At 71.0% G+C, this 22,794-nt stretch carries 19 protein-coding genes and 1 riboswitch; of the genes, 7 read left to right on the plus strand and 12 right to left on the minus strand.

Going from position 1 to position 22,794, the window contains the following annotated elements:
• The first annotated feature begins 207 nt into the window (after nt 1-207).
• Genes OG456_RS05135 through OG456_RS05150 form a run of 4 tightly spaced genes read left to right on the plus strand, consistent with a single transcriptional unit; the run spans nt 208 to nt 6,360 of the window.
• Entirely contained in the window at nt 208-1,365 is a 1,158-nt protein-coding gene (locus OG456_RS05135; protein ID WP_266557625.1) for an acyl-CoA dehydrogenase family protein, read from the plus strand.
• The gene (locus OG456_RS05140) at nt 1,362-3,005 is read left to right on the plus strand and encodes a 5-guanidino-2-oxopentanoate decarboxylase (RefSeq protein WP_266557627.1); all 1,644 of its coding nucleotides are present in this window, start codon (nt 1,362-1,364) and stop codon (nt 3,003-3,005) included. The genes OG456_RS05135 and OG456_RS05140 overlap by 4 nt, the downstream gene beginning before the upstream one ends.
• Nucleotides 3,002-4,189, plus strand: coding sequence for a glutamate dehydrogenase (locus OG456_RS05145; protein WP_266557628.1), 1,188 nt, complete (start codon nt 3,002-3,004; stop codon nt 4,187-4,189). Before OG456_RS05140 ends, OG456_RS05145 begins: the two co-directional genes overlap by 4 nt.
• Nucleotides 4,186-6,360: an acetate--CoA ligase family protein gene (locus OG456_RS05150; RefSeq protein ID WP_266557630.1), complete on the plus strand. Its 2,175-nt coding sequence runs from the start codon at nt 4,186-4,188 to the stop codon at nt 6,358-6,360. The genes OG456_RS05145 and OG456_RS05150 overlap by 4 nt, the downstream gene beginning before the upstream one ends.
• Here OG456_RS05150 and OG456_RS05155 read toward each other — a convergent pair.
• Entirely contained in the window at nt 6,301-7,062 is a 762-nt protein-coding gene (locus tag OG456_RS05155; RefSeq protein WP_266569048.1) for a helix-turn-helix domain-containing protein, read from the minus strand. The two genes, OG456_RS05150 and OG456_RS05155, sit on opposite strands and share 60 nt — an antisense overlap.
• 214 nt (nt 7,063-7,276) lie before the next feature.
• Here OG456_RS05155 and OG456_RS05160 point away from each other — a divergent pair, with 214 nt between their 5' ends.
• Complete coding sequence (locus OG456_RS05160; RefSeq protein WP_266557632.1) at nt 7,277-7,702, plus strand: hypothetical protein; 426 nt, start codon at nt 7,277-7,279, stop codon at nt 7,700-7,702.
• 82 nt (nt 7,703-7,784) lie between these two features.
• Here the strand turns inward: OG456_RS05160 and OG456_RS05165 are convergent, their stop codons facing one another.
• On the minus strand, nt 7,785-9,353 hold the full coding sequence (locus OG456_RS05165) for an APC family permease (protein ID WP_266557634.1): 1,569 nt from the start codon (nt 9,351-9,353) through the stop codon (nt 7,785-7,787).
• A 240-nt stretch (nt 9,354-9,593) separates the two neighbouring features.
• On the opposite strand from OG456_RS05165, the gene OG456_RS05170 reads away from it, so the two are divergent.
• A complete protein-coding gene (locus OG456_RS05170) occupies nt 9,594-10,217 on the plus strand; it encodes a TetR/AcrR family transcriptional regulator (RefSeq protein WP_323136299.1) in 624 nt (207 codons plus the stop codon).
• A 107-nt stretch (nt 10,218-10,324) separates the two neighbouring features.
• On the opposite strand, the gene OG456_RS05175 is transcribed toward OG456_RS05170, so the two are convergent.
• Complete coding sequence (locus tag OG456_RS05175) at nt 10,325-11,116, minus strand: SGNH/GDSL hydrolase family protein (RefSeq protein ID WP_227298375.1); 792 nt, start codon at nt 11,114-11,116, stop codon at nt 10,325-10,327.
• A 219-nt stretch (nt 11,117-11,335) separates the two neighbouring features.
• Complete coding sequence (locus tag OG456_RS05180; protein WP_266557638.1) at nt 11,336-12,151, minus strand: LysM peptidoglycan-binding domain-containing M23 family metallopeptidase; 816 nt, start codon at nt 12,149-12,151, stop codon at nt 11,336-11,338.
• Nucleotides 12,152-12,155: 4 nt separating this feature from the next.
• Nucleotides 12,156-12,336: riboswitch (cyclic di-AMP (ydaO/yuaA leader) on the minus strand.
• A 408-nt stretch (nt 12,337-12,744) separates the two neighbouring features.
• Here OG456_RS05180 and OG456_RS05185 point away from each other — a divergent pair.
• Entirely contained in the window at nt 12,745-13,542 is a 798-nt protein-coding gene (locus OG456_RS05185; protein ID WP_266557640.1) for a tyrosine-protein phosphatase, read from the plus strand.
• 26 nt (nt 13,543-13,568) lie between these two features.
• Here the strand turns inward: OG456_RS05185 and OG456_RS05190 are convergent, their stop codons facing one another.
• The 8 genes from OG456_RS05190 to shc form a co-directional block, all read right to left on the minus strand.
• Nucleotides 13,569-13,739: a DUF6126 family protein gene (locus OG456_RS05190; protein WP_266557642.1), complete on the minus strand. Its 171-nt coding sequence runs from the start codon at nt 13,737-13,739 to the stop codon at nt 13,569-13,571.
• On the minus strand, nt 13,736-14,377 hold the full coding sequence (locus OG456_RS05195) for a helix-turn-helix domain-containing protein (protein WP_266557644.1): 642 nt from the start codon (nt 14,375-14,377) through the stop codon (nt 13,736-13,738). The genes OG456_RS05190 and OG456_RS05195 overlap by 4 nt, the downstream gene beginning before the upstream one ends.
• Nucleotides 14,378-14,469: 92 nt before the next feature.
• Nucleotides 14,470-15,855 (minus strand): aspartate aminotransferase family protein, encoded by a 1,386-nt coding sequence (locus tag OG456_RS05200; protein ID WP_266557646.1) that lies wholly within the window; start codon nt 15,853-15,855, stop codon nt 14,470-14,472.
• On the minus strand, nt 15,852-17,765 hold the full coding sequence (dxs, locus tag OG456_RS05205) for a 1-deoxy-D-xylulose-5-phosphate synthase (protein WP_266557648.1): 1,914 nt from the start codon (nt 17,763-17,765) through the stop codon (nt 15,852-15,854). The genes OG456_RS05200 and dxs overlap by 4 nt, the downstream gene beginning before the upstream one ends.
• A gap of 26 nt (nt 17,766-17,791) precedes the next feature.
• The gene (gene ispG / locus OG456_RS05210; RefSeq protein WP_266557650.1) at nt 17,792-18,991 is read right to left on the minus strand and encodes a flavodoxin-dependent (E)-4-hydroxy-3-methylbut-2-enyl-diphosphate synthase; all 1,200 of its coding nucleotides are present in this window, start codon (nt 18,989-18,991) and stop codon (nt 17,792-17,794) included.
• Between the two features lie 7 nt (nt 18,992-18,998).
• Nucleotides 18,999-20,021: an adenosyl-hopene transferase HpnH gene (gene hpnH / locus OG456_RS05215; protein ID WP_266557652.1), complete on the minus strand. Its 1,023-nt coding sequence runs from the start codon at nt 20,019-20,021 to the stop codon at nt 18,999-19,001.
• A 5-nt stretch (nt 20,022-20,026) separates the two neighbouring features.
• Nucleotides 20,027-20,686 (minus strand): 1-hydroxy-2-methyl-2-butenyl 4-diphosphate reductase, encoded by a 660-nt coding sequence (locus tag OG456_RS05220; protein WP_266557654.1) that lies wholly within the window; start codon nt 20,684-20,686, stop codon nt 20,027-20,029.
• Entirely contained in the window at nt 20,686-22,692 is a 2,007-nt protein-coding gene (gene shc, locus OG456_RS05225) for a squalene--hopene cyclase (RefSeq protein WP_266557656.1), read from the minus strand. Before shc ends, OG456_RS05220 begins: the two co-directional genes overlap by 1 nt.
• Nucleotides 22,693-22,794: the final 102 nt, after the last annotated feature.

Genomic DNA, 22,794 nt, shown 5'->3' on the forward strand with positions numbered 1-22,794 from the left:
CGTGTCGCCGGCCGTGACGCCCCCGTGCGCCGAGCGGGCGGAAGCCTCTTCGCAGTGGCGTCAGAAAACTGATCCATCATTCAGTAGCCGTTGCGTTGACACCGGTCTTCACGGCCTCGGATACTGACTGGCGATTCAGTAATCGGGTCAGTGACCCGCGCCGGTCGTGACCCCCCTCGTCGGTATCCGTCAGTTTCTGGAGGCACCGTGTCAGAGCTCCCCATCGAGCTGGTCCCCCTCACCCCGGAGCAGCGGGACATCGTGGACCTCACGAGGACGTTCGCGCGTGAGGAGATCCGCCCGCGCGGGCGCGCCGTGGACGAGGCGGACGTGGAGACGCCCTGGGATCTGTGGCGCGCGGCCGCGAAGGTCGGCATCACCGGCTTCATGCTGCCCGAGGAGTACGGGGGCGGCGGGTTCACCGACGTGTTCACGCAGGTCCTCGTCCAGGAGGAGCTGTGCGTCGGCGACCTGGGCATCGGCAACCTCCTCTGCTCGAACGGCTTCTTCGCCGACCCGGTCATGGAGCTGGGCACCGAGGAGCAGAAGCGCGCGTGGCTGACGCCGCTGGCCGGGCCCGACACCCCGATGACCTCGCTGGCGACGACCGAGCCGGGCTCCGGGTCCGACGCCGCGTCGATCGTGACGACCGCGACGCGCACGGCGGGCGGCTACCTCCTGAACGGCCAGAAGGCGTGGATCTCGAACGCGGGCGAGGCCGAGCAGTACGTCGTCTTCGCCAAGACCGACCCGTCGCAGCGCTCGGGCGGTGTCACGGCGTTCCTGCTGCGCAAGGGCGCGGAGGGGCTCACGTTCGGTGAGCCGATGCGCAAGATGGGCCAGCGCGCGATCGTGTGCCGCGAGGTGTTCTTCTCCGACGTGTTCGTGCCCGACGCCGACCGTCTGGGCTACGAGGGGCAGGGCTTCGCCGGCCTCATGCGGACGTTCGACATCTCGCGCGCCGTTCTGGGCGCGGCGGCCACGGGTGTGGCGCGGGCCGCGTACGAGTACGCCCGCGACTACGCACGCACGCGCGTGCAGTTCGGCAAGCCGATCATCGAGCACCAGGCCGTGGCGTTCCGCCTCGCGGACATGCGCACGCGGATCGAGCAGTCCCGTCTGATGACGTGGCGTGCCGCGCGGCGTCTGGACGCCGGACTCGACGCGACCGCCGAGGCGGCCATGGCCAAGCTGACCGCGTCGGAGACGGCGGCGTACTGCACCTGGGCGGCCGTGCAGACGCTCGGCGGCTGGGGCTACTCGCGCGAGTTCCCGGTCGAGCAGTGGATGCGGGACGCCAAGCTGGAGGAGATCGAGGAAGGCACCTCCGACATCATGCGCCTGGTCATATCGAGGTCGCTGTGACCGAGGAGACGGCGACAGAGGAGACGGTGACGGAGCAGATGCGGACGTCGACCGGCGGCGAGGCGCTCGTCAGGGCACTCGCCGCCCATGGGGTCTCCACCGCGTTCGGCATCCCGGGGACCCACAACCTGGAGATCTACCGGCACCTGGCGGCGTACGGCATCACGCATGTCGCCCCGCGTCACGAGCAGGGCGCCGGGTACGCGGCCGACGCCTACGCGCGCGTGACGGGCGATCCCGGGGTGGCCATCACGACGACGGGGCCCGCTCTCCTGAACATCGCGGCCGCAGTCGGGCAGGCGTACTCGGACAGCGTGCCGCTTCTCGTGGTGTCACCGGGCATGCCGCTGCGCCATCCGCACCAGTCGACGGGTCTCCTGCACGAGATGCGCAGCCAGACGGAGGCGCTGCGGAACGTGGCGGCGTTCAGCCATCGGGTGTCCTCTGTGGAGGAGATCGGAGCGGCGGTGGCGCGCGCGTTCAGCCTGTTCCGTACGGAGAGGCCCCGGCCCGTGCACATCGAGGTGCCGCTCGACCTGCTCGAGGCGACGGAGCCCGCCGGGCCGGTACGGCGCGCTCCCCTGGTGGCGCCCCGCGCGGCGGACGGTCCGTCGCTCGACGCGGCGGCCGCTCTCCTCGCCGGCGCGGTGCGCCCCGGCCTGGTCCTGGGCGGTGGCGCACGCGGTGCGGCCGAGCAATGCCGGGCACTGGCACAGCAGTTGGGCGCTCCGGTGGCGACGACCGCGAACGGCAAGGGCATCGTCGACGAACGGCATCCCCTCTCCCTCGGTGTGTCCCTGCACAGCCCGTCCGTACAGAAGTGGCTGGCCGACCGCGACGTCGTGCTCGCCGTCGGGACGGAACTCGCCGAGTCGGACCTGTGGTCCGCGCCGCCTCCGCTCGACGGCAGGCTGATCCGTGTCGACGTCGATCCGGCGCAGATGTACGCGGGCCTCCCTGCGGACGTCGCCCTGGTGGGCGACGCGCAGGCCACCATGCAGGCGCTCAAGGAGCGGCTCGCCAAGGTGCCGGGCCCGGCGTCCACGGACGCGGCCACGCGGACCACGGCCGCCGTGCGCGCCGCCCGCGACGACGAGACACGCGCGCGTGACGCTCGTTGGGTGCCGTATCTCGAAGCGATCAGGAGCGTCCTCGCGGCCGATGCCGTGGTGACCTCCGACAGCGCCCAGTGCTGCTACTACGGCGCGCTCCCGCACCTCCCCGTCGGCCCCGACGGGCGCTATCTGCACCCCACCGGGTTCGGCACGCTCGGCTACGCGCTGCCCGCCGCGATCGGCGCGAAGACCGCCTGCCCCGACCGGCAGGTGATCGCGATCAGCGGGGACGGCGGGCTCCAGTTCTCCGTGCAGGAGCTGGCCACGGCCGCACAGCTCCAACTGCCTCTGCCCGTCGTCGTGTTCGACAACGGCGGCTACGGCGAGATCCGCGACGAGATGGCCGCGCGCGGCGACACACCTGCCGCCGTCGACCACGCACGCGTGGACCTCGCCGGCCTCGCGCGGGCCTTCGGCGGCAGGGGCGCCCCCGCGCACTCCCCCGGTGAACTCGCCGCGCTCCTGACCCGGGCCCTGGCCACCCCCGGACCCACCCTGATCACCGTCCCCGAGGAGACCGCATGACCGCGCCCGCCACCCCCCTGATGTCGCTCACCTGGACCGACCACGTCACCGGCAGGCACGGCTACCTGGTCGTCGACCGGCTGGTGCGCGGCGTGTCCAGCGGCGGACTACGGATGCGTCAGGGCTGCACCCTCGACGAGGTCGCGGGCCTCGCGCGCGGCATGACGATGAAGGAGGCCCTGCACTACAACCCGCAGGGCCGCTACATCCCGCTGGGCGGCGCCAAGGGCGGCATCGACTGCGACCCGCAGGACCCGCAGGCGTACGGCGTCCTCGTGCGCTATCTGCGCGCCATGCGGCCCTACATCGAGTCCTTCTGGACGACCGGCGAGGACCTGGGGCTCACCCAGGACCTCGTCGACAGGGCGGCCGAGGAGGCCGGGCTCGTCTCGTCCATCCAGGCGGTCTACCCGCTGCTCGACGACGAGACGGCCGCGCGACGACGGCTCGCCGACGCCTTCGCTGTCGACGTCGACGGCATCGGCCTCGACGAGCTCGTCGGCGGCTGCGGAGTCGCCGAGTCGGTGCTCGCGGCCCTGGACCGCGCGGGCGTCCCCTACGAGGGCACCCGGGTGTCCGTGCAGGGCCTGGGCACCATGGGCGGGGCGACCGCCCGCTTCCTGGCGCGCGCGGGCCTGCGGGTCGTGGCCGTCGCCGACGTGAAGGGCACCGTCGCCAACCCCGAAGGCCTGGACGTGGACGCGCTCCTCGCCGCCCGCGACGCCTACGGGACGGTGGACCGCTCCGCGCTGCGCGAGGCTGACCGTGAACTGCCGGGCGACGCCTGGCTGTCGGCCGACGCCGAGGTCCTCGTGCCCGCCGCCGTGTCGTACGCGGTGGACGCTGCGAACCAGGAACAGATCACGGCACGCTGGATCGTCGAGGCCGCCAACATGCCCGTGCTGCCCGAGGCGGAGGAGCTGCTCGCCCGGCGCGGCATCACCGTCCTGCCCGACGTCGTCGTCAACTCCGGTACGAACGCCTGGTGGTGGTGGACGCTGTTCGGGGACATCGACGCCAACGCGGACGAGGCGTTCGCGTACACGCGGCGCTCCATGCGCGCGCTGATCGACCAGATGCTGGCGCGCGCCGAGGCGGACGGGACGACGCCGCGCGCCGCCGCGCACGCGATCGTCGCGGACCGTCTCCCGGTGATCGCGGAGCGGTTCGGGTGGTACAGGTGACGCCCCCGCCAGAGACCGGCGTGCACGCGCGCGTGGACCTGGACGCGCTCTTCGACCCTCGGTCGGTCGCCGTCGTCGGGGCGTCCGACAACCCGGAGAAGTGGGGTTACTGGCTGGCGTCGGGGGCCCTGTCGGGCCGTGACCGCCGGGCCGTCCACCTCGTCAACCACCGCGGGGGCGCCCTGGACGGCGAACCGTTCCTGCCGGATCTCGCGTCGCTGCCCGTGCCCCCCGAGCACGTCGTCGTCGCCGTGCCGCCCCACCATGTGCGACCGGTCGTCACGGACGGTCTCGCGGCGGGCGCCCGGTGCTTCACCGTGATCACCTCGGGCGGCGCCACCGCCGAGGAGGAGCGGGCGCTCGCCGAGCTCGTCACGGCCCGGGGCGCGCGGCTGCTCGGCCCGAACTGCATGGGCGTGGTGGACACGACGAGCGAACTGCGGCTCAGCTGGGGCGAGTTCCCCTCGGGCAGCCTCGGTCTCGTGTCCCAGAGCGGGAATCTCGCCCTGGAGATCGGCCGACTCCTCGCACGCTCCGGACAGGGCTTCTCCCGGTTCGTGTCGCTGGGCAACCAGCGGGACATCGACGCGGCGGACGCCCTGGAGTCGCTGATCACGCACGGGCCCACCAGAGCGCTCGCCGCGTACATCGAGGACTTCCGCGACGGCCGGCGGCTCGCACAGGTCCTGACGGCCGCCCACGCCGCCGGGAAACCCGTCCTGCTCCTGACCGTGGGACGCAGCGCCGCCTCCGGGCGCGCCGCGGCGTCCCACACCGGCGCCCTGGTGAGCGCGCGCGCCACCGTGGAGGCGGTGTGCCGCGACGCCGGCGCCCTGCTGCTCGACACGGCGGGCGACCTGGTCGACACGGCGGTGTACCTGCTGGCGCAGGGTGTACGCGACCGGAGTGCGGGGCACACGGCGGCCGGCCGGTCGCCTCACCTGCGCAGCGTCGCCGTGGTCGGGGACAGCGGCGGTCAAGGTGCCCTCGCCGCCGACGCGTTCGCCGCTCAGGGCCTCGATGTGCCCGCCTTCGCGGAAGGCACGCGCGATGCGGTGGCCGAGCAGTTGCCGACTGGGGCCGGGTGCGGCAACCCGGTCGACCTGGCGGGCGCGGGTGAGGTCGATCTCGGCAACTACGCGCGCGTGGCGGGCACCCTGCTGCACTCGGGAGACACCGACGCCGTCGTCCTCACGGGCTACTTCGGCGACTACGCGACCGCCAACCCGGCCCAGACGGAACGCGAATGCGAGGTCGCACACGCCCTCGCGGACGCCGCCGTCACGTCCGGGCGCGCCCTCGTGGTGCACACGATGGCCCGTGACACCCCCGCCCTGACGGTTCTGCGGCAGCGCGGTGTGCCCGTCTACGAGCGCATCGAGCAGGCCGCGACCGCCGTCGCCACGGCGGCCCGCCTCACGGATCCTCCGCTCACCCTCGAGGATCCTCCGGCCCCGGCGACGTACAGGCTGGCGGACGGCGGTTACGAGAACGTGCGGGAGCTGCTCTCTTCTTATCAACTCGCCTTCCCTGCGGCCGAGTTCGTGACAGGCGCGGACGAAGCCGTGGAGGCGGCGGAACACCGGACGGGGTATCCGCTCGTCCTCAAGGCGATGGGGCTCGCGCACAAGACCGAGGCGGGCGGGGTCGCCCTGTCGATCGCCGACGCTGACGCCCTGAGGGCCGCGTTCGCCCGCATGAAGGCGGCGACGGGCGCGGACCGCTACGCCGTGGAGGCGATGGCCACACCGCCGTACGGACACGAACTGATCGTCGGTGTGCGGCGCGACCCGTCGTTCGGGCCCGTCGTCATGGTCGGCATCGGAGGGGTGACCGCCGAACTGCTCGCCGACACGGCGCTGGCCCTCGCACCCCTGACACCGGCACGCGCGCGTGCCCTGCTCCTGCGGCTGCGGCACGCGCCGTTGCTGACAGGCTGGCGCGGCGCGCCCGGAGCGCATCTGGACGCGGCGGCCGCCGCCGTGTGCGCCGTCGCGCGGGCCGCCGTCGACCATCCGGAGCTGGCCGAACTGGAGGTCAATCCCCTGCTCGTGCACCCGGGCGGCGCGATCGCCCTGGACGCGCACGGGGTGCTCGACCGGGCCGGCACCTCACCGGCGCCCGTCCATGGCGTCGGCAAGGAGGGCGGCGGTCTCCTGGTCGAGCGGTAGGAACGCCTCCAGTTTCAGCTCGGCGAGCGTGACGTCGACCGCCGTCCCGAAGTGGGTGAGCGTGCTCAGCAGGCGCAGCTCACCGCGCTCCGTACGCAGCCGCAGCGGGACGGCGAAGCCGAGGTAGTCCGGACCGGCCTGTCGGGGCCGGTCCGGCACCATGCCCTCCAGTTCGGCGACCAGCTCCGTGAGAGCTCGGTTGGAATTGCGGACGGACTCGTCGCGCAGTCCGTCGATGACATGCCAGGCCCACTCGTCCAGGTTCACGATCCGCGGCGCGAGGCCGCGCGGATGCAGCAGCACGCGCGCGATGTTCACCGGCGCCGAGAGCAGCGCCGGATCGACCCCTTCGGTCAGCGCGCCGAAGGCCTCGTTGCGCGAGACGAGATCCCCGCACCGGTCGATGATGACCGCCGGATACGGCAGATGCGCCTCCATGACACGCTCCAGTGCCGTACGGACGGCGGCCAGCTGCGGACCCCCGAAGCGCGACTCCTGGTACGCGGGTGCGTAACCCGCCGCAAGGAGAAGGGCGTTGCGCTCCCGCAGCGGCACCTTCAGCGCCTCCGCCAGGCGTACGACCATGGCCCGGCCCGGGACCGATCGGCCGCTCTCCACGAAGCTGACATGCCGCTGCGTGGTCCCCGCGCGCGTGGCCAGCTCCAGCTGGCTGACGCGCCGCCGCACCCGCCACTCACGCAACGCGTCACCGAGCCCGCCCTGCGCCGCCCTGCCCGAGGGCCCTGTCCCTGTCCCCGCCTCAGCCGGTTCCGCCTGCGTCGTCACCGGACCGTATCTACCCGACGGCGGGGCCTACGGGCCATTCCCTGCGGGGAATTGTCGCGCCGCACCCCGCCGCGCACAGTTCAAACATCACCGACAGCCGTCAGGGACAGATCAGGAAGAGGGCGAGTCAATGCCGCACATCGACGCACAGGAGCTGGCCGGCCGGTACGCGGCCGTCTGGAACGAGAGGGACCCCGAGCTGCGCCGCAAGGCGGTACACGCGCTGTGGTCCCCGGACGGTGTGCACGCCCTGCTGCCGCCGCAGGAGTTGCGGGAGACGGCCGTGCACCTCGGCTTCCCCACGGCCGCCTTGGAGGCGCGCGGTCACGAGGAGCTTGAGGCGCGTGTGGCGCGGGCCCATGAAGAGTTCGTGGCGTCCGGCGAGTACACGTTCAGGGCGACGGCCGCACACGCGCAGCAGTTGAAGGACGTCGTCACGTTCCGCTGGGAGTCGGTCCTCACGCAAAGCGGCGAAGTGACGGGTGGAGGGCTGGAGTTCGTCGTCGTGGCGGAGGACGGACGCATCCTGCGCGACTACCAGTTCGTGGGCGTCTGACGCGGCAGATCGTCCGTCGGGATCCGACACGCCGGAGGGCCTTCCCCGTCACGGGGAAGGCCCTCCCTTGCGCGCGGGCGCGCTACTCGCCCACGCGCCTGCGCGTCCGCGCGCCCATGGCGTAGAAGACAAGCCCGATGCCGACGAAGAGCAGCAGGGGCAGCACCTGGCTCAGTGTGTACTGGGCGCGCTCACCGGCGAACGACTCGGGCAGTGAGTCCGCTGCGCTGCCCGCCGAGCCGAACCAGCCGACCCCGAAGCCCGGCCAGATCAGCACGATCACGGTGAACGCCACGAAGCCGGTGGCGAGGACGCTCACGACCCACGCGCCCACGCGTCCGCCCGGGACGGCGTACGGGCGGGGCGTGTCCGGGTACTTGCGGCGCAGCACGGCGAGGCTGGGGAACGTGATGACGTACGAGATGAAGGTGGTGCAGATCGTCAGGCCGAGGCCCGCCGCGAAGTATTTCTCGCCGTTGCCGCCCGTGAGGTTGAGGGCGACCACGAAGAGGATCGAACCGAGCACGGCGGAGAGCAGGTTCACCCGCACCGGCGTCCCGTGCTTCTCGGAGATGCGGCCGAGCCACGCCGGACCGGCGCCGTCCGCGCAGGCGACGGCCTGCGCGCGGTGGGCGCCCATGGCCCAGGTGACGCCCGAGGTCAGCAGGCCGATGATCAGGCCCGCTGCGGCGACCCCGCCGAAGACGGAGCCGAGGCCGGTGAGCGTGACCGTGCCGTCGGCCGCGATCGACCCGCCGTAGACCGTGAACACGGCCTTGCAGGCGTCGATGAATCCGCCGAGGCTGCCGATCTCCTTGCTGGGCAGCACGAAGAGGATGCCGAGGATCGGGCCGCCGTAGAGGAGCACCGCCGCGAAGCCCGAGCGCAGGATCGACAGGGGGATGTCGCGCCGCGGGTTCGTCATCTCCTCGGCCGCGGAGCTGGGCAGTTCGAAGCCGACGTAGTTGAAGATCAGGACCGGGACGAGTGCCACGAAACCGGCGTACGTCGGGACGAACTCTCCCGCGGGCAGCGCGTGCACGCCGTGCTGGACGGCGAACACCGCCACGGAGACGAGGAAGAACCCGAGGAGCACGATCCGGGCGACGGCGCCCGCGATGGGCACCCACTTGCCGATGCGCACGGACTGTACGACGGCCAGCGCTCCGCCCCAGATGAAGACGAGGCCGGCCGCGTACTTCCAGAATCCCGGCAGGGGGGTGAAGAACTCCTCCCACGTGGTGAGCGCGATGATGCACAGGCTGCCGCCCACCCAGACGGGGTTGGAGATCCAGTAGAGGAGCTGGTTCACACCGGCGACGAGCCTGCCGAAGGCCAGGCGCGTCCACACGTAGGGGCCGCCCTGCACGGGGAAGGCCGAGCCGAGTTCGGCGACGAGCAGGCCGTACGGGAGGAAGAACGCGAGGGCGAGGATCGCCATCCAGGTCAGACCCTGCGGACCCTGGGCGGCCACGGAGCCGATCGTGTCGAGGCCGACGAGGGTGCAGATCAGGAAGAACAGCACGTCCAGCCTGCGCAGGTCCTTCTTGAGCCGGGAGCGCTGTTCACCCCATCCCTCCGACAGGTCAGGCAGGTCGGGTGCGCCCTTGGCGGACGGCTCGGTCGGCGGTATCGGCGGCGCTTGGGTCACGGGGAAACTCCTGCTGCACGGCGGGGCACGGGGCGTGACGGTTGTTCTCGGACTGTGCTGCGACTCTTGTTGCGACGGTTGCCGCGACCGGCTCCCCGGTCGCTCTATTGACTGAACAGCCAGTCAGTAAGCGAGACTGTGACGGGCACCACTGGGCACTGTCAAGAGTCGTGCACGAGGCGTTCGCACCGGGTTCACCACTCGGCGCCCACCGCCAGTGCCCGTGTGTAGGGTTACCGCGTGGCAAGAGTGCGGTTGAGCGTGGCCGAGCGGCGCGAAGAGTTGCTGGGGGCCGCCATCGAGCAGATCGAGGCGCGGGGCGTGGCAGCCGTGCGCATCGCCGACGTCGCCTCAGCGCTCGGGGTGAGCAACGCGCTGGTTCTGTACCACTTCTCGACGAAGGAAAAGCTCGTCTCCGCCGCGTTCGCGCACGCCGCCGAGGGCGACCTGGCGCATCTGCGCAAGCTGCTGGGCAAGCGCACGACGGCGCTGCGCCGACTGCGCTCGGCCGTGCGCTGGTACGCGCCGACCGGGCAGGCCAAGGGGTGGCGGCTGTGGATCGAGGGCTGGTCCGCGGCACTGCGTGAGCCCGCGCTGCGGGAGGTCACGCGCGACCTGGACAAGCAGTGGAAGGCGGCGATCACGCAGGTCGTCGCGGAGGGCGTGGCGGCGGGCGAGTTCCGCTGCCCGGACCCGGCGGGCGCGGCACTGCGCCTGACGGCGCTCCTCGACGGCCTCGCGGTGCAGATGACCGCGTACACGGGGACGGTCTCACGGGCCCGCATGCAGGAGTGGGTCGACGACGCGCTGGCCCGCGAGCTGGGACTTGAGCGGGCGGACCTGACGGCGACGACGGCGGGCTGACGGCGCCGCGACGTCGGGCTCCGAAGGGAGCCCGGGGTGACCGCGTGGAAATGACGCGGGGGAGCAGCCTCCAAGGGCCGGCTCCCCCATGACGCGCGCAGCTCCCGTCAGAGCGGCAGCAGATCCGGCCGCTTCGCCGCCACATGGTCCCCGGACGACTCGCCGCGCAGGCGTCGGCCGATCCACGGCACCAGGAACTCCCGCGCCCAGTGGATGTCGTCGCGCCGTACCTCCAGCGTGCCGCGCGGCGGCTGCGCCGGCCACGGCTGGTCCGGGTCCGCCGGCACCTCGACGCCGAGCGCCTGCCCCGCCCGCAGCGCGACCCTCGTGTGCCCCTCGGGCGAGAGGTGCAGCCGGTCGTCGTCCCAGGCACGGCGGTCCTGGACGGTCTTGAGGGACCACAGGTCGAGCACCGGGCAGCCGTAGCGGTCGGCGACCGCGCGCACATGCCCGTTGTACGTCGCGATCTTGCCGCGCAGGTGCTTGAGGACCGGGACGTCCCGGGTGTCGAAGCCGGTGGTCACCATGACCGTGCCGACGGCGGAGGTCAGCCGGGCCACGGCCTTCTCGAAGCGCTCCGCGACGTCGTCGGGGTCGGTGCCGGGACGGATGATGTCGTTGCCGCCGGCGGCGAAGGTCACCAGGTCCGGGGCCAGTTCGACGGCGCGCGGGAGCTGGTCCTCCACGATCTGGTCGAGGAGCTTGCCGCGTACGGCGAGGTTCGCGTACCGGAAGGAGTGCTCGGGGGTCCGGTCGTCCAGGAGGACGGCGAGACGGTCGGCCCAGCCCACGAAGGCCCCGTCGGGACCGGGGTCCCCGACGCCTTCGGTGAAGCTGTCCCCCACCGCCGCGTAGGACCGAATCGTGCCGCCGCTGAGTGATCTCGATTCGTTTGCCACGACCACACATCTTTCACCCTGCGATGTGACCTACGCGACCGTAGGAAGGGGTTGACGGGTGGTGATATAGCCCACCCGGTCAGTTTCGCGATTTCAGGAATACGACGGGGATACGACGAAGGGGCGGGCCCGGAACCGGACCCGCCCCTTCACGTCACGCCTCGACGAGACACCTTCACGTCACACCGTCAGGGTCGGAGCGACGTCACACCGTCGAGGTCAGAGCGAGACCCCGTGCGCACGGAGGTAGGCGACCGGGTCCACGTCCGAGCCGTAGCTCGGGGTGGTGCGGATCTCGAAGTGCAGGTGCGGTCCCGTGACGTTGCCGGTCGCGCCGGAGAGGCCGATCCGCTGACCCTCGGTCACGGTCTGCCCGGACGAGACGGCGAGGGACGACAGGTGGGCGTACTGCGAGTACTTGCCGTCGGCGTGCTGGATGACGACCTCGTTGCCGTAGGCGCCGTCAAGGCCGGCCGACACAACGGTGCCCGCGGCTATGGCCTTGAGCGGAGTGCCCGTCGGGACCACGAAGTCGACACCGGTGTGGTAGCCGCTGGACCACATGCTGCCCGCGGTCTTGTACGCCGTGCCGATGGAGGCGCTCTGGACGGGCAGCGTGTAGCCGGCGCCGGTAGCGGCCTTGGGCGCGAAAGCCTGCGTGGCGGTGGCCGGGGACTTCGCGGCGGGAGCCGCGGCCTTCTGGCCGATCGTCAGCTTGAGGCCCGGATGGATCAGGGACGGGTTGCCGCCAACGACCGAGCGGTTGTCGGAGTAGAGCTTCTTCCAACCGCCGCTGACGTTCTGCGCGTCGGCGATCTTCGAAAGGGTGTCCCCGGCCTTGACGGCGTAGGTCTTGGCAGCGGCGGGAGCGGCCGCGGCCTTCACGACCGAGTGGGCGGCCGCGGGAGTCGCGGCATGGACGCCGGCGGCACCCATCAGCGGCAGTGCGAGTGCGACGCCACCCACACCGGCAATGGCGATCGTGCGGGAGAAGCTCTGGGACTTGGGACGGCGGTGCTTACCCTTCGCGGGCATGGGGGATTCCTCTCCGTCGCCTGCGAGGTGAGCTGTCGGGTTCGGGCTGGAGCTGCCCGGCCGCGCCCCTTTCGGGCGCGGCTTCACCCCGAGCCGTTTCCGGTGTCCCGGAAACGGCGGTCCACCTGGGTCCCCCGCTCCTGCCGAGCACGGATCGATGTGCGGATTCCGGGCGGCGGCAGGATTTGGCGGTCCGTCCGGATTACGCTGAACGTAAGCGAGCGGGGAGCGCGGGGACAAGCAGCGAATTCCCCTGGGCATTCCGGTTCTTGATCCTCAAATGATCCTTTCCGGAAAAGGCCGTCACGCTCCGTCGATTCACGATCTTTGCAACTGCGATACCTACTGGAAATTCATTCGGGCCCGCCGCCACGCACGGTCACCGCTATGACCCTGCTCACCTATCAGCCGCCATATGCCCTCATTTCAGGGTTAGTTATCCCGTACTGCGCGATTGCACATCTATCGGTTCATTTCGGGCATTTAACACGCAATCACCAGTCTCCTCTCACATGGTTGCCCCTGGCAGCCGTGTCGTATCGTCGAAGGCGCCCGCAGGCGAGCAGCGCCGCGGCCGACCGGGAGGAGCCCCCGTGACGCAGCAGGTCCCGTCCACCGAGCCCGAGTTGGCCGGAGTGCGCAACTTCCGCGATGTCGGTGGTCTCCCGACCGTGGACGGCCGGCGGGTCAAGCAGGGCGTGCTGTTCCGCAGTGGTCACCTCGCGCACGCCACGGCTGAGGACGCCGCGTTCCTCTCCTCGCTCGGGCTGCACACGATCTTCGACTTCCGCAACGCCGCCGACCAGCGTCTCGAAGGCCCCGACGTCACGCTGCCCGGCGTGCGGAACGTGAATCTGCCGCTGACCGACCCGGCGGACGGCGCCGAGTTCTGGCAGATGGTGCGCGACGGCAACCTCGACGACCTGCGCGCCGCCCTGTCCGAGGGTCAGGCCGCGGACCGCATGATCACGTCGTACCGGGCGATCATCACGGAGCGCACCGCCGAGCACAGCCAGGTCCTGCACTCCCTCGCCGAGGACAGCGTGCCGGCGCTCATGCACTGCGCGGCCGGCAAGGACCGCGCGGGCCTGTCGATAGCGGTCACGCTCCTGGCCGTGGGTGTGGAGCGCGACGCCATCGAGGCGGACTACCTGGAGTCGAACGCGACGCACCGCCGCTACAAGGTGCACCGCAGCAGTGCCTCGAAGGACGCGATGTCCCCCGAGGTCATGGAGCTGCTGAGCCCGCTGTTCGACGCCCGCGCCACCTATCTGGCGGCCGCCTTCGAGCAGGTCGCGCAGACCTGGGGCTCCACCGACCGCTACCTGGAGGAGGGCCTCAAGCTGTCCGCCGCCCAGCGCGAGCGGCTGCGCGAGCGCCTCCTCGACTGAGACTCATCGGCCACACGCGGGACACGTCACCCGTGCGACGCCCCCAGCGCGAACAGCAGATAGATGAAACCCGCGACGAGGTGCCCGGCGAAGACGTAGACGAGCAGGCGCACCCAGATGCCGCGCGGGAGCTTGTCCTCGATGTCGCGGCGGGCGGGCCGCTCCGGCTCGGTCACGTCGTTCGGCTCTGAGCTCATTGGGGGCCTCCCTGGGTCCGTTCGCCGCCGCCCGTCGCCGGGCCTAGACACAGCGCGGCGGACGGGCTCTGCAGCAGGGTGTGTACGAAGAGGAGCTCGGCGCCGTCGCGGTCGGCGGCGGCGATCCGGTGCGGGGTCAGCGAGTCGAAGTGCGCGCTGTCCCCCGGCTCGAGCGCGTGCGCGGTGTCCCCGAGGCGCAGCCGCAGCCGCCCTTCGAGCACGTACAGCCACTCCTCACCGGGGTGGACCCGCACGATGTCGCCCTCGGCGCCGAACGGCACGTGCACGCGCAAGGCCTGCATGCCGCGCCCCGGGGCGCCCGCCTGCCGGTAGATCCAGCCGCCCGCCCCGGTGGGCTCCATGTTGCCGGAGCGCACGACGGCGTCCCTGTCGGCGGGCGTCTCGCCCAGGAGCTCGGAGACCGTCGTACCGTAGGTGCGGGCGAGGGCGAGCAGCATCGGGAGCGAGGGCTGACGGCGACCCGTCTCCAGGCGGGAGAGGTGCGCGGGCGAGAGCCCGGCGGCGCGGGCCGCGGCCTCCAGGGTCAGGGCGGCGCGGCGCCGGAGTTCGCGCAGCTGAGGGGCGACGGCGGGCAGCTCCGTGGGTTCCGGAGCCGGCTCCGGAGGGGCAGGGCTCATACCGTCGATTGAGCCAGAGCTGTACCTCTGAGGCAAATTTATTGCCCCAGAGGCAAACAGCTTTCTTCTTCAGAAGCGCCCTTGCGAAGCGGTCAGCGGTTGGCGACCGCCTGCTTCACCAGCGTCTTGCCGAAGTCCCACATCAGTCCGCCGCCCGAGTGCGCGTCGTCCATGACGGCGGTGAACGCCTCCACGAAGCGGTCCACCTCGCGCTCCCCGATGATCAGCGGCGGGATCAGCTTGATGACCTCCAGGTGGTCGCCGGAGACCTGCGTGAGGATCCGGTGCTTCTGGAGCAGCGGCACGACGACCATCTGCGCGAAGAGACCCTTGCGCGCGGCCTGGAGCATCGTCCAGCGGCTGCGCAGCTTCAGCGACTTCGGCCGCCCGAACTCGATGCCGATCATCAGGCCGCGGCCGCGTACGTCGCTCAGCAGCTCGTAGCGGTCGACGAGCGCGGTGAGCCGGGACTTCAGGAGCTCACCGGTGGCCCGGGCGTTCGCGACGACCTCCTCGTTCTCCATCACGGAGAGCACGGCGAGCCCTGCGGCCATGGCCTGCGCGTTCGAGCCGAAGCTGGCCGAGTGCACAAGCACGCGGTCCATGGACGAGTAGACCTTTTTGAAGATCCAGTCCTTGCCGAGGGTCGCGCCGACGGGCACGTAGCCGCCGGAGAGCGCCTTCGCCACGCATACGAGGTCGGGTTCGACGCCGTCCTCGTGCTGGTAGGCGTAGAAGTCGCCCGTCCTGCCGAGGCCCGTCTGCACCTCGTCCGCGATGAGCAGCGCCTTGTGCCGGTGGAGCAGCTCCTGGGCAGCGCGCAGATAGCCGGGCGGCGTCCCGTGGACGCCCTTGCCCTGGATGGGCTCGACGATCAGCCCGGCCACGTCGCCCTTGGCGAGCTCCGCGCGCAGGGCGTCGAGGTCACCGAGCGGCACCGCCGTGTCCGGCAGGAGCGGCGCGAAGCCGTCCCGGAATCCGGACTCGCCGTTCACGGACAGAGACCCGGTGGTCAGTCCGTGGAAGGCGTGACCGCAGTACAGGACCCTGGGCCTGCCCGTTGCGTACCGGGCGAACTTCAGTGCCGTCTCGACGGCCTCCGTACCGCTGTTGCCGAAGAAGACCCGGTCCAGGTGCGGGCTGTGCGCGAGGAGCCGTTCGGCGAGGAGGCCCGGCAGCGGCTGGCAGTCGAAGCGGGTGAGGTCGGCGAGCGAGGCGCCGAGGACGTCGTGCAGCGCCTTGCGGACGACGGGGTGGTGCCGGCCGAGGCCCATCACACCGAACCCGGCGAGCATGTCCAGGTAGTCGCTGCCGTCCTCGTCCCAGAAGTAGGCGCCTTCCGCCCGTTCGTAGACCTTGTCGAAGCCGATGGTGTGCAGCATGCGCGGGAGCTGGTGGTTGAGGTACTTGGCATGCAGCTCGTAGCGCTCGGCGCCGCGGTCGGCCAGGAGTCTTGCGAGATCGAACTCCTTGCTCATACGTCGTCGCTCTCCTTGCCGGCCACGAGGGCCGCGGTCTCGGCCTTCAGGGCCATGCTCGTGCCGATCCGCCCGGCGATCTCGACGGGCGTGAGCCCGATGTCGGCGAGCACCTCGCCGCGCTTGGCGTGCGCGAGGAACTGGTCGGGGATCCCGAACCGCCGCACGGGTACGTCGACTTCGGCCTCGCCGAGCGCGAGTGCCACGGCGGAGCCGACGCCGGCCGCCTTGCTGTTGTCCTCGACGACGGCGACGAGCCGGTGCCGTGCGGCGAGCGGCGCGAGGCCCGGGTCGACGGGTTTGACCCACCGCGGGTCCACGACCGTGCAGTTGATACCGCGCGCTTCCAGGAGATCCGCGACCTGGAGGCACACCGGCGCCATCACCCCGACGGAGACCAGAAGGACGTCGGGGTCGTCGGCCCGGTGCAGTACGTCGAGGCCGCCGATCCGGTCGACCGCCGGGATCTCGGGGCCGACCGACTCCTTCGGGAAGCGGATCAGCGTCGGGGCGTCGTCCACGGTGACCGCTTCGCGCAGCTGCGCCCTCAGCCGCTCGGCGTCCCGGGGCGCGGCGATGCGCAGTCCGGGGACGACCTGGAGGACGGACATGTCCCACATGCCGTTGTGCGAGGCACCGTCGACGCCGGTCACGCCCGCCCGGTCGAGGACGAAGGTGACACCGCAGTTGTGCAGCGCGACATCCATGAGGAGCTGGTCGAAGGCGCGGTTGAGGAAGGTGGCGTAGACGGCGACGACCGGGTGGAGGCCGCCGGTCGCGAGCCCCGCCGCCGAGACCGCCGCGTGCTGCTCGGCGATCCCCACGTCCCACACCCGGCCGGGGAACTCCTGCGCGAACTTGGTGAGTCCGACCGGGTGCAGCATCGCCGCGGTGATCGCCACGACGTCGTCGCGCTCCCGTCCGATGCGGGCGATCTCGTCGCCGAACACCGAGGTCCAGGACGGGCCGTTGGACGGCGCGAGGGGCTCGCAGGTGAGCGGGTCCATCACGCCGACGGTGTGGAACCGGTCGGCCTCGTCCGCGAGGGCGGGCTCGTAGCCGCGGCCCTTCTCGGTGAGGCAGTGCACGAGCACCGGCCCGTGGAACCGTTTCGCACGTCGCAGCGCCGACTCGACCGCGCCCAGGTCGTGCCCGTCGATGGGCCCTAGGTATTTGAGCCCCAGGTCCTCGAACATGCCCTGCGGCGCGAAGGCGTCCTTGAACCCCTTCTTGGCGCCGTGCAGGGACTCGTACACGGTGTGCCCGATGACGGGGGTGCGCAGGAGGACGTCCTTGCCCCAGGCGAGGACCTTCTCGTAGCTGTCGGTGGTACGCAGGGTTGCCAGGTGGTTGGCGAGGCCGCCGATGGTCGGGGCGTAGGACCGTTCGTTGTCGTTGACGACGATGATCAGCGGGCGGTCCCTGGCGGCCGCGATGTTGTTGAGCGCCTCCCAGGCCATGCCGCCGGTGAGCGCCCCGTCCCCTATGACGGCCACGACGTGGCCCCGCTCCCCCAGGACCTGGTTGGCCTTGGCGAGGCCGTCCGCCCAGCCGAGCGCGGTGGACGCGTGGCTGTTCTCGATGACGTCGTGCTCGGACTCCTCGCGCGAGGGGTAGCCGGACATGCCCCCCTTCCCGCGCAGCTTCGAGAAGTCCTGACGTCCTGTCAGCATTTTGTGCACGTAGCTCTGGTGTCCGGTGTCCCACAGGATCCGGTCGACCGGCGACTCGAAGACCCGGTGCAGGGCCATCGAGAGTTCCACCACCCCGAGGTTGGGTCCCAGGTGGCCGCCGGTCCTCGCGACCGCGTGGATCAGGAACTCCCTGATCTCCGCGGCCAGTTCGTCGAGCTGTTCCTCGCTCAGCGCCTTCAGATCGCGCGGCCCCCGGATGCTTTCCAGAATTGTCACGCTCGGGCCCCCTCTCCGGTTGTTCCTCAGCTCACGGTGACGTCAGGGGTGCCCGAGGCCACCCCGGCGTCCGTCATCTGCTCGGCGATCTTCATCGCCTCTTCGATGAGGGTCTCGACGATCTTCGACTCGGGGACGGTCTTGATGACCTCGCCCTTCACGAAGATCTGGCCCTTGCCGTTGCCCGACGCGACGCCGAGATCCGCCTCGCGCGCCTCGCCGGGACCGTTCACCACACACCCCATGACGGCGACCCGAAGGGGCACCTCCATCCCGTCGAGGCCCGCCGAGACCTCGTCGGCCAGCTTGTAGACGTCGACCTGCGCCCGGCCGCACGACGGGCACGACACGATCTCCAGACGCCGCTCCCGAAGGCCCAGCGACTCCAGGATCTGGATGCCGACCTTGATCTCCTCGACGGGCGGCGCGGACAGCGAGACGCGGATCGTGTCGCCGATCCCCTCACTCAGCAGCGCCCCGAAGGCGACAGCCGACTTGATGGTGCCCTGGAAGGCCGGCCCCGCCTCGGTCACACCTAGGTGCAGCGGATAGTCACTGGCCGCGGCGAGCTGGCGGTAGGCGTTCACCATCACGACCGGGTCGTTGTGCTTGACCGAGATCTTGATGTCGCGGAAGCCGTGCTCCTCGAAGAGGGACGCCTCCCACAGGGCGGACTCGACGAGCGCCTCGGGGGTGGCCTTGCCGTACTTCTTCAGGAGCCGGGCGTCGAGCGAGCCCGCGTTCACACCGATGCGGATCGGGGTGCCGTGGTCCTTGGCCGCCTGCGCGATCTCCTTGACCTTGTCGTCGAACTGCTTGATGTTGCCCGGGTTCACCCGGACCGCCGCGCAGCCCGCCTCGATGGCGGCGAAGACGTACTTCGGCTGGAAGTGAATGTCCGCGATCACGGGGATCTGCGACTTCCTCGCGATCGTCGCGAGCGCGTCCGCGTCGTCCTGCGTGGGGCACGCCACCCGCACGATCTGGCAGCCGGACGCCGTCAGTTCGGCGATCTGCTGCAGCGTGGCCCCGATGTCCGAGGTCCGTGTCGTCGTCATCGACTGCACGGACACCGGCGCTCCGCCCCCCACTGCCACCGGTCCGACGTGGATCTGCCGACTCGTTCTGCGGTCGGCGATCGGTCGGACCGGCAGCGAAGGGAGCCCCAGTGCTGTGCTTGTCCGGGGGGAACCCCCCAGACCCCCGCCGGGCTCTCCGGAGGTCATGTCGGTGTCACCCGCGGTTTCCGGAGACGGTCTCGCGGGCGGCGCGGATGGACTCCTTGAGCGAGCCCATGGTGGCGAGGACGGCCGTCGGCTCGTAACCGCAGTGCGCCATGCAGTTGTTGCAGCGCTCGTCCTTGCCGCGCCCGTAGGCGTCCCAGTCGGTCTTCTCGATGAGGTCCTTGTACGTGGTCACGTACCCGTCCGCCATCAGGTAGCAGGGCTTCTGCCAGCCGAAGAGCGAGTAGTTCGGGATCGCCCACGCCGTGCACGGGAAGTCGACCTTGCCCTCGAGGAAGTCGAGGAACAGCGGCGAGTGGTTGAGGCGCCAGCGGCGCCTGTTGCCGCCCGCGAAGGCCTTCTTGAAGAGCTCGCGAGTCTGCTCGACGCCCAGGAAGTGCTCCTGGTCGGGCGCCTTCTCGTAGGCGTAGGCGGGCGAGAGCATCATCTCGTCGACCTCGAGGTCGTCGTTGAGGTAGTTCAGGACCTCGATGATGTTCTGAGGGGTGTCCGTGTTGAAGAAGGTGGAGTTCGTGGTGACCCGGAAGCCCCGCTTCTTGGCCTCCTTGATCGCCTCCACCGCCTCGTCGAAGACGCCTTCCTTGGCGACGGACTCGTCGTGACGCTCGCGCATCCCATCGATGTGCACCGTGAAGGCGAAGTACGGCGAAGGCGTGAACTTGTCCATCTTCTTGCGCATGAGCAACGCGTTCGTGCAGAGGAAGACGTACTTCTTCCTCGCCACCAGCTGCCGGACGATCTCGTCGATCTGCGGGTGCATGAGCGGCTCGCCGCCGGCGATGGACACCATCGGCGCGCCGGACTCCAGGACGGCGCCCACGGCCTGCGCCACGGGCATCCGCTGCTTCAGCACTCCGGCGGGGTGCTGGATCTTCCCGCAGCCCTCGCACTTGAGGTTGCAGGCGTAGAGCGGCTCCAGTTCGACAATGAGCGGGAACTTGTCGCGCCTGCGAACCTTCTGTTCAAAGAGGTACGTCGCGACCTTGATGGACTGGCGAAGCGGCATGGCCATCTGGCTCACCTCCGAGGGAGCAGCAAAGAACGGTGCCATTCGAAAAATGCGGGAAGCACGGCACGAAGAACGCGGAAAGCCGATATTCCACCGCGCACCGTGCCGATACGGACGAGTTCATGTTCTGGAGCGTCCACGACCACTCGTACGGCCGCAACCGGACGCGGGCCCCGCGCGGCCGCCGTGCGCAGCGTGGCCGCGGACTCCATGTCCACGGCGATCGCGCCCATGGCCAGCAGGTCACCGCGCTCGTGGCCGCGCACGACATGGTCGGAGCCGGTGAGCGGACCGGTGTGCACGGTCCGTCCCGGTACGGCCCTGATCAGCTCCTTGACGAGGAGTTCCGTGCCGGTGCACGGCGTGGAGCCGTACGGGTCGCGGGTCTCCTCGGCGACGACCAGGTCACCCGGGTGCATCCCGGGGGCGAGGCCGGCGCAGAAGCCGGTCGCGACGACCGCCGCGTCCTGCAGGGCGGGGTCCTCGAGCACCTTGGCCACGGACCGCTCGGCCGCCTTGGGGCCCATGCCCGTGCGCAGCACGGTCACGGGGGCCGGTGCTCCGGTGCGGGCGCCGGTGCGCAGGGCGAGGTGCTCGATGCCGAGCGCGCAGGCGACCAGCAGCGGGGCGGCGTCCGGCAGGCGCGGGGCCGCCGGGGATCGGGCCATCAGCCCCCCTTGCCCGGCAAGGACGCCTGGTCGGCGAACGGCTCCCCGTGGACGTACCGGCCGAGTGCCGTGAGCGGGAAGACATGGCGGTAGAGGTGGTAGTTGATCGAGAAGTCCCACGGGAAGCCGGTGCCGGTGAAGTACGGCTCGTCCCAGGTGCCGTCCTCCAGCTGGGTCTCGGTCAGCCAGGCGGCGCCCCGCTCGACGGCCTTGGAGTCCCGCTCCCCCGCCGACAAAAGCGCCATCAGCGCCCAGCCGGTCTGCGAGGCGGTCGAGACGCCGTGGCCCTTCCAGTCCTCGTAGCGGTAGGAGCGCAGGTCCTCGCCCCAGCCGCCGTCGTCGTTCTGGACGGATTCGAGCCAGGCGACGGCGCGGCGGACCGCGGGGTGCGAGGGGGGCAGCCCGGCGGCGGTCAGGGCCGGCAGCACCGACCCTGTCCCGTATACGTAGTTGACACCCCAGCGGCCGAACCAGGCGCCGTTCGGCTCCTGTTCGGCGAGCAGCCACTCGATGCCGCGCCGGGTGCGCGGATCGTGCGACATGCCCTCGACGGCAAGCATCTCCACCACGTGCCCGGTGACGTCCGCGGACGGGGGGTCGATGACCTCGCCGAAGTCGCAGAACGGCAGCCGGTTGGGGAACGGGCTGGTGTTGTCGACGTCGAAGGCGGCCCAGGCGCCGTTCCTCGACTGCATGCCGAGGTTCCAGCGCACGCCGCGCTCGATGGCCTTCTCCATACGCACGGTGTCCGGGTGCCGGACGCGGCGCAGCGCGAGGACGACCTCGGCGGTGTCGTCGATGTCGGGGTAGTTGTCGTTGTGGAACTCGAACGCCCAGCCGCCGGAGGCGAGTTGGGGCCTGCGGACGGACCAGTCGCCGGGCCGGTCGATCTGCTCCCGGAGCATCCAGTCGGCGGCCTTGACCAGCCGGGGGTGGTCGGCGGGCAGACCGGCGTCGGCGAGGGCGATCACGGCCAGACAGGTGTCCCACACGGGCGACTGGCAGGCCTCGATCATCCGGGCCCCGTCCTCGCGCCACACGGCGAACCGGTCGAGCGACTCCAGCCCCGCCTTCATCACGGGGTGTTCGAGGTCGTAGCCGAGCAGGTGGAGGGCGATGACCGAGTACACCGCCGGGGGCTGGATACCGCCCCAGCAGCCGTCGTTCTCCTGGCGTTCGATGATCCAGCGGGCGGCCGAGTTCATGGCCGCCTTGCGCAGCCTGCGCGGCGCGAACTTGCGATACAGGTGCATCGCCTTGTCGAGCCGCTCGAAGGCGCCGTCCCAACTCGCAATCGGAGCAAGGGGCCTGGCCGGGTTGGGGTTGCGCGGGTCGGTGTGCAGCTCGTCGAGCGGGAAGGGCGCGGGCCGTACGGGGCGCTTCGCGGAGACGACCGTGAGCGGCACGATGGTCTGTCGGGCCCAGCAGCCGAAGTCGTAGATGTTGAGCGGCATCCACTTCGGGAAGTAGATGAGTTCCGGGGGCAGTTCGGGCAGGTCGTCCCACTTCCACCAGCCGAACAAGGCCAGCCAGATGCGGGTGAAGACGCGGCTCGCGGCGATGCCGCCCCGCTCCCGGATCCAGGCGGAGGCCTTCGCCATGTGCGGCGCGTCGGGGGCGTCCCCGGCCAGGCGCAGGGCCACGTACGCCTCGATGGTGGTGGAGAGTTCGCCGGGGCCGCCGTAGAACGTGGCCCAGGTGCCGTCGTCGCGCTGTTCACCCCGGATGAAGAGCCCGGCGGCGCGGGTGGTCGCCTCGTCCCCGATCCCGAGGAACTGGCGCAGCAGCAGGTCCTCGGCGTCCATCGTGACGTTCGTGTCGAGGTCGCCCTTCCACCAGCCCTGGGCGTCCTGCCGGGCGAGCAGGAAGTCCGTGGCGCGACGGACAGCGCTGGCGGCGTCGTGCGTCCCGGCCGCCCCGGGGCTCGTGTCGGTCAATTGGGCAGTGGTGGCCGAGGTCGCGCCGGGAGCTGCCGCTCCGCTGCTTCCGTCGGTCGTCGCTGTCATGGCTTCCCCTTCGTGCAGTGCTCGATCTCTGCTGGGTCCGCCGTCGGCCGATGCCCTGGATGGGCACCGGCCGGCGACTGCGAGTCATATGCGGCCGATAGC

This window comes from Streptomyces sp. NBC_01446 (assembly GCF_026340095.1).
Lineage (GTDB): Bacteria > Actinomycetota > Actinomycetes > Streptomycetales > Streptomycetaceae > Streptomyces > Streptomyces aureus.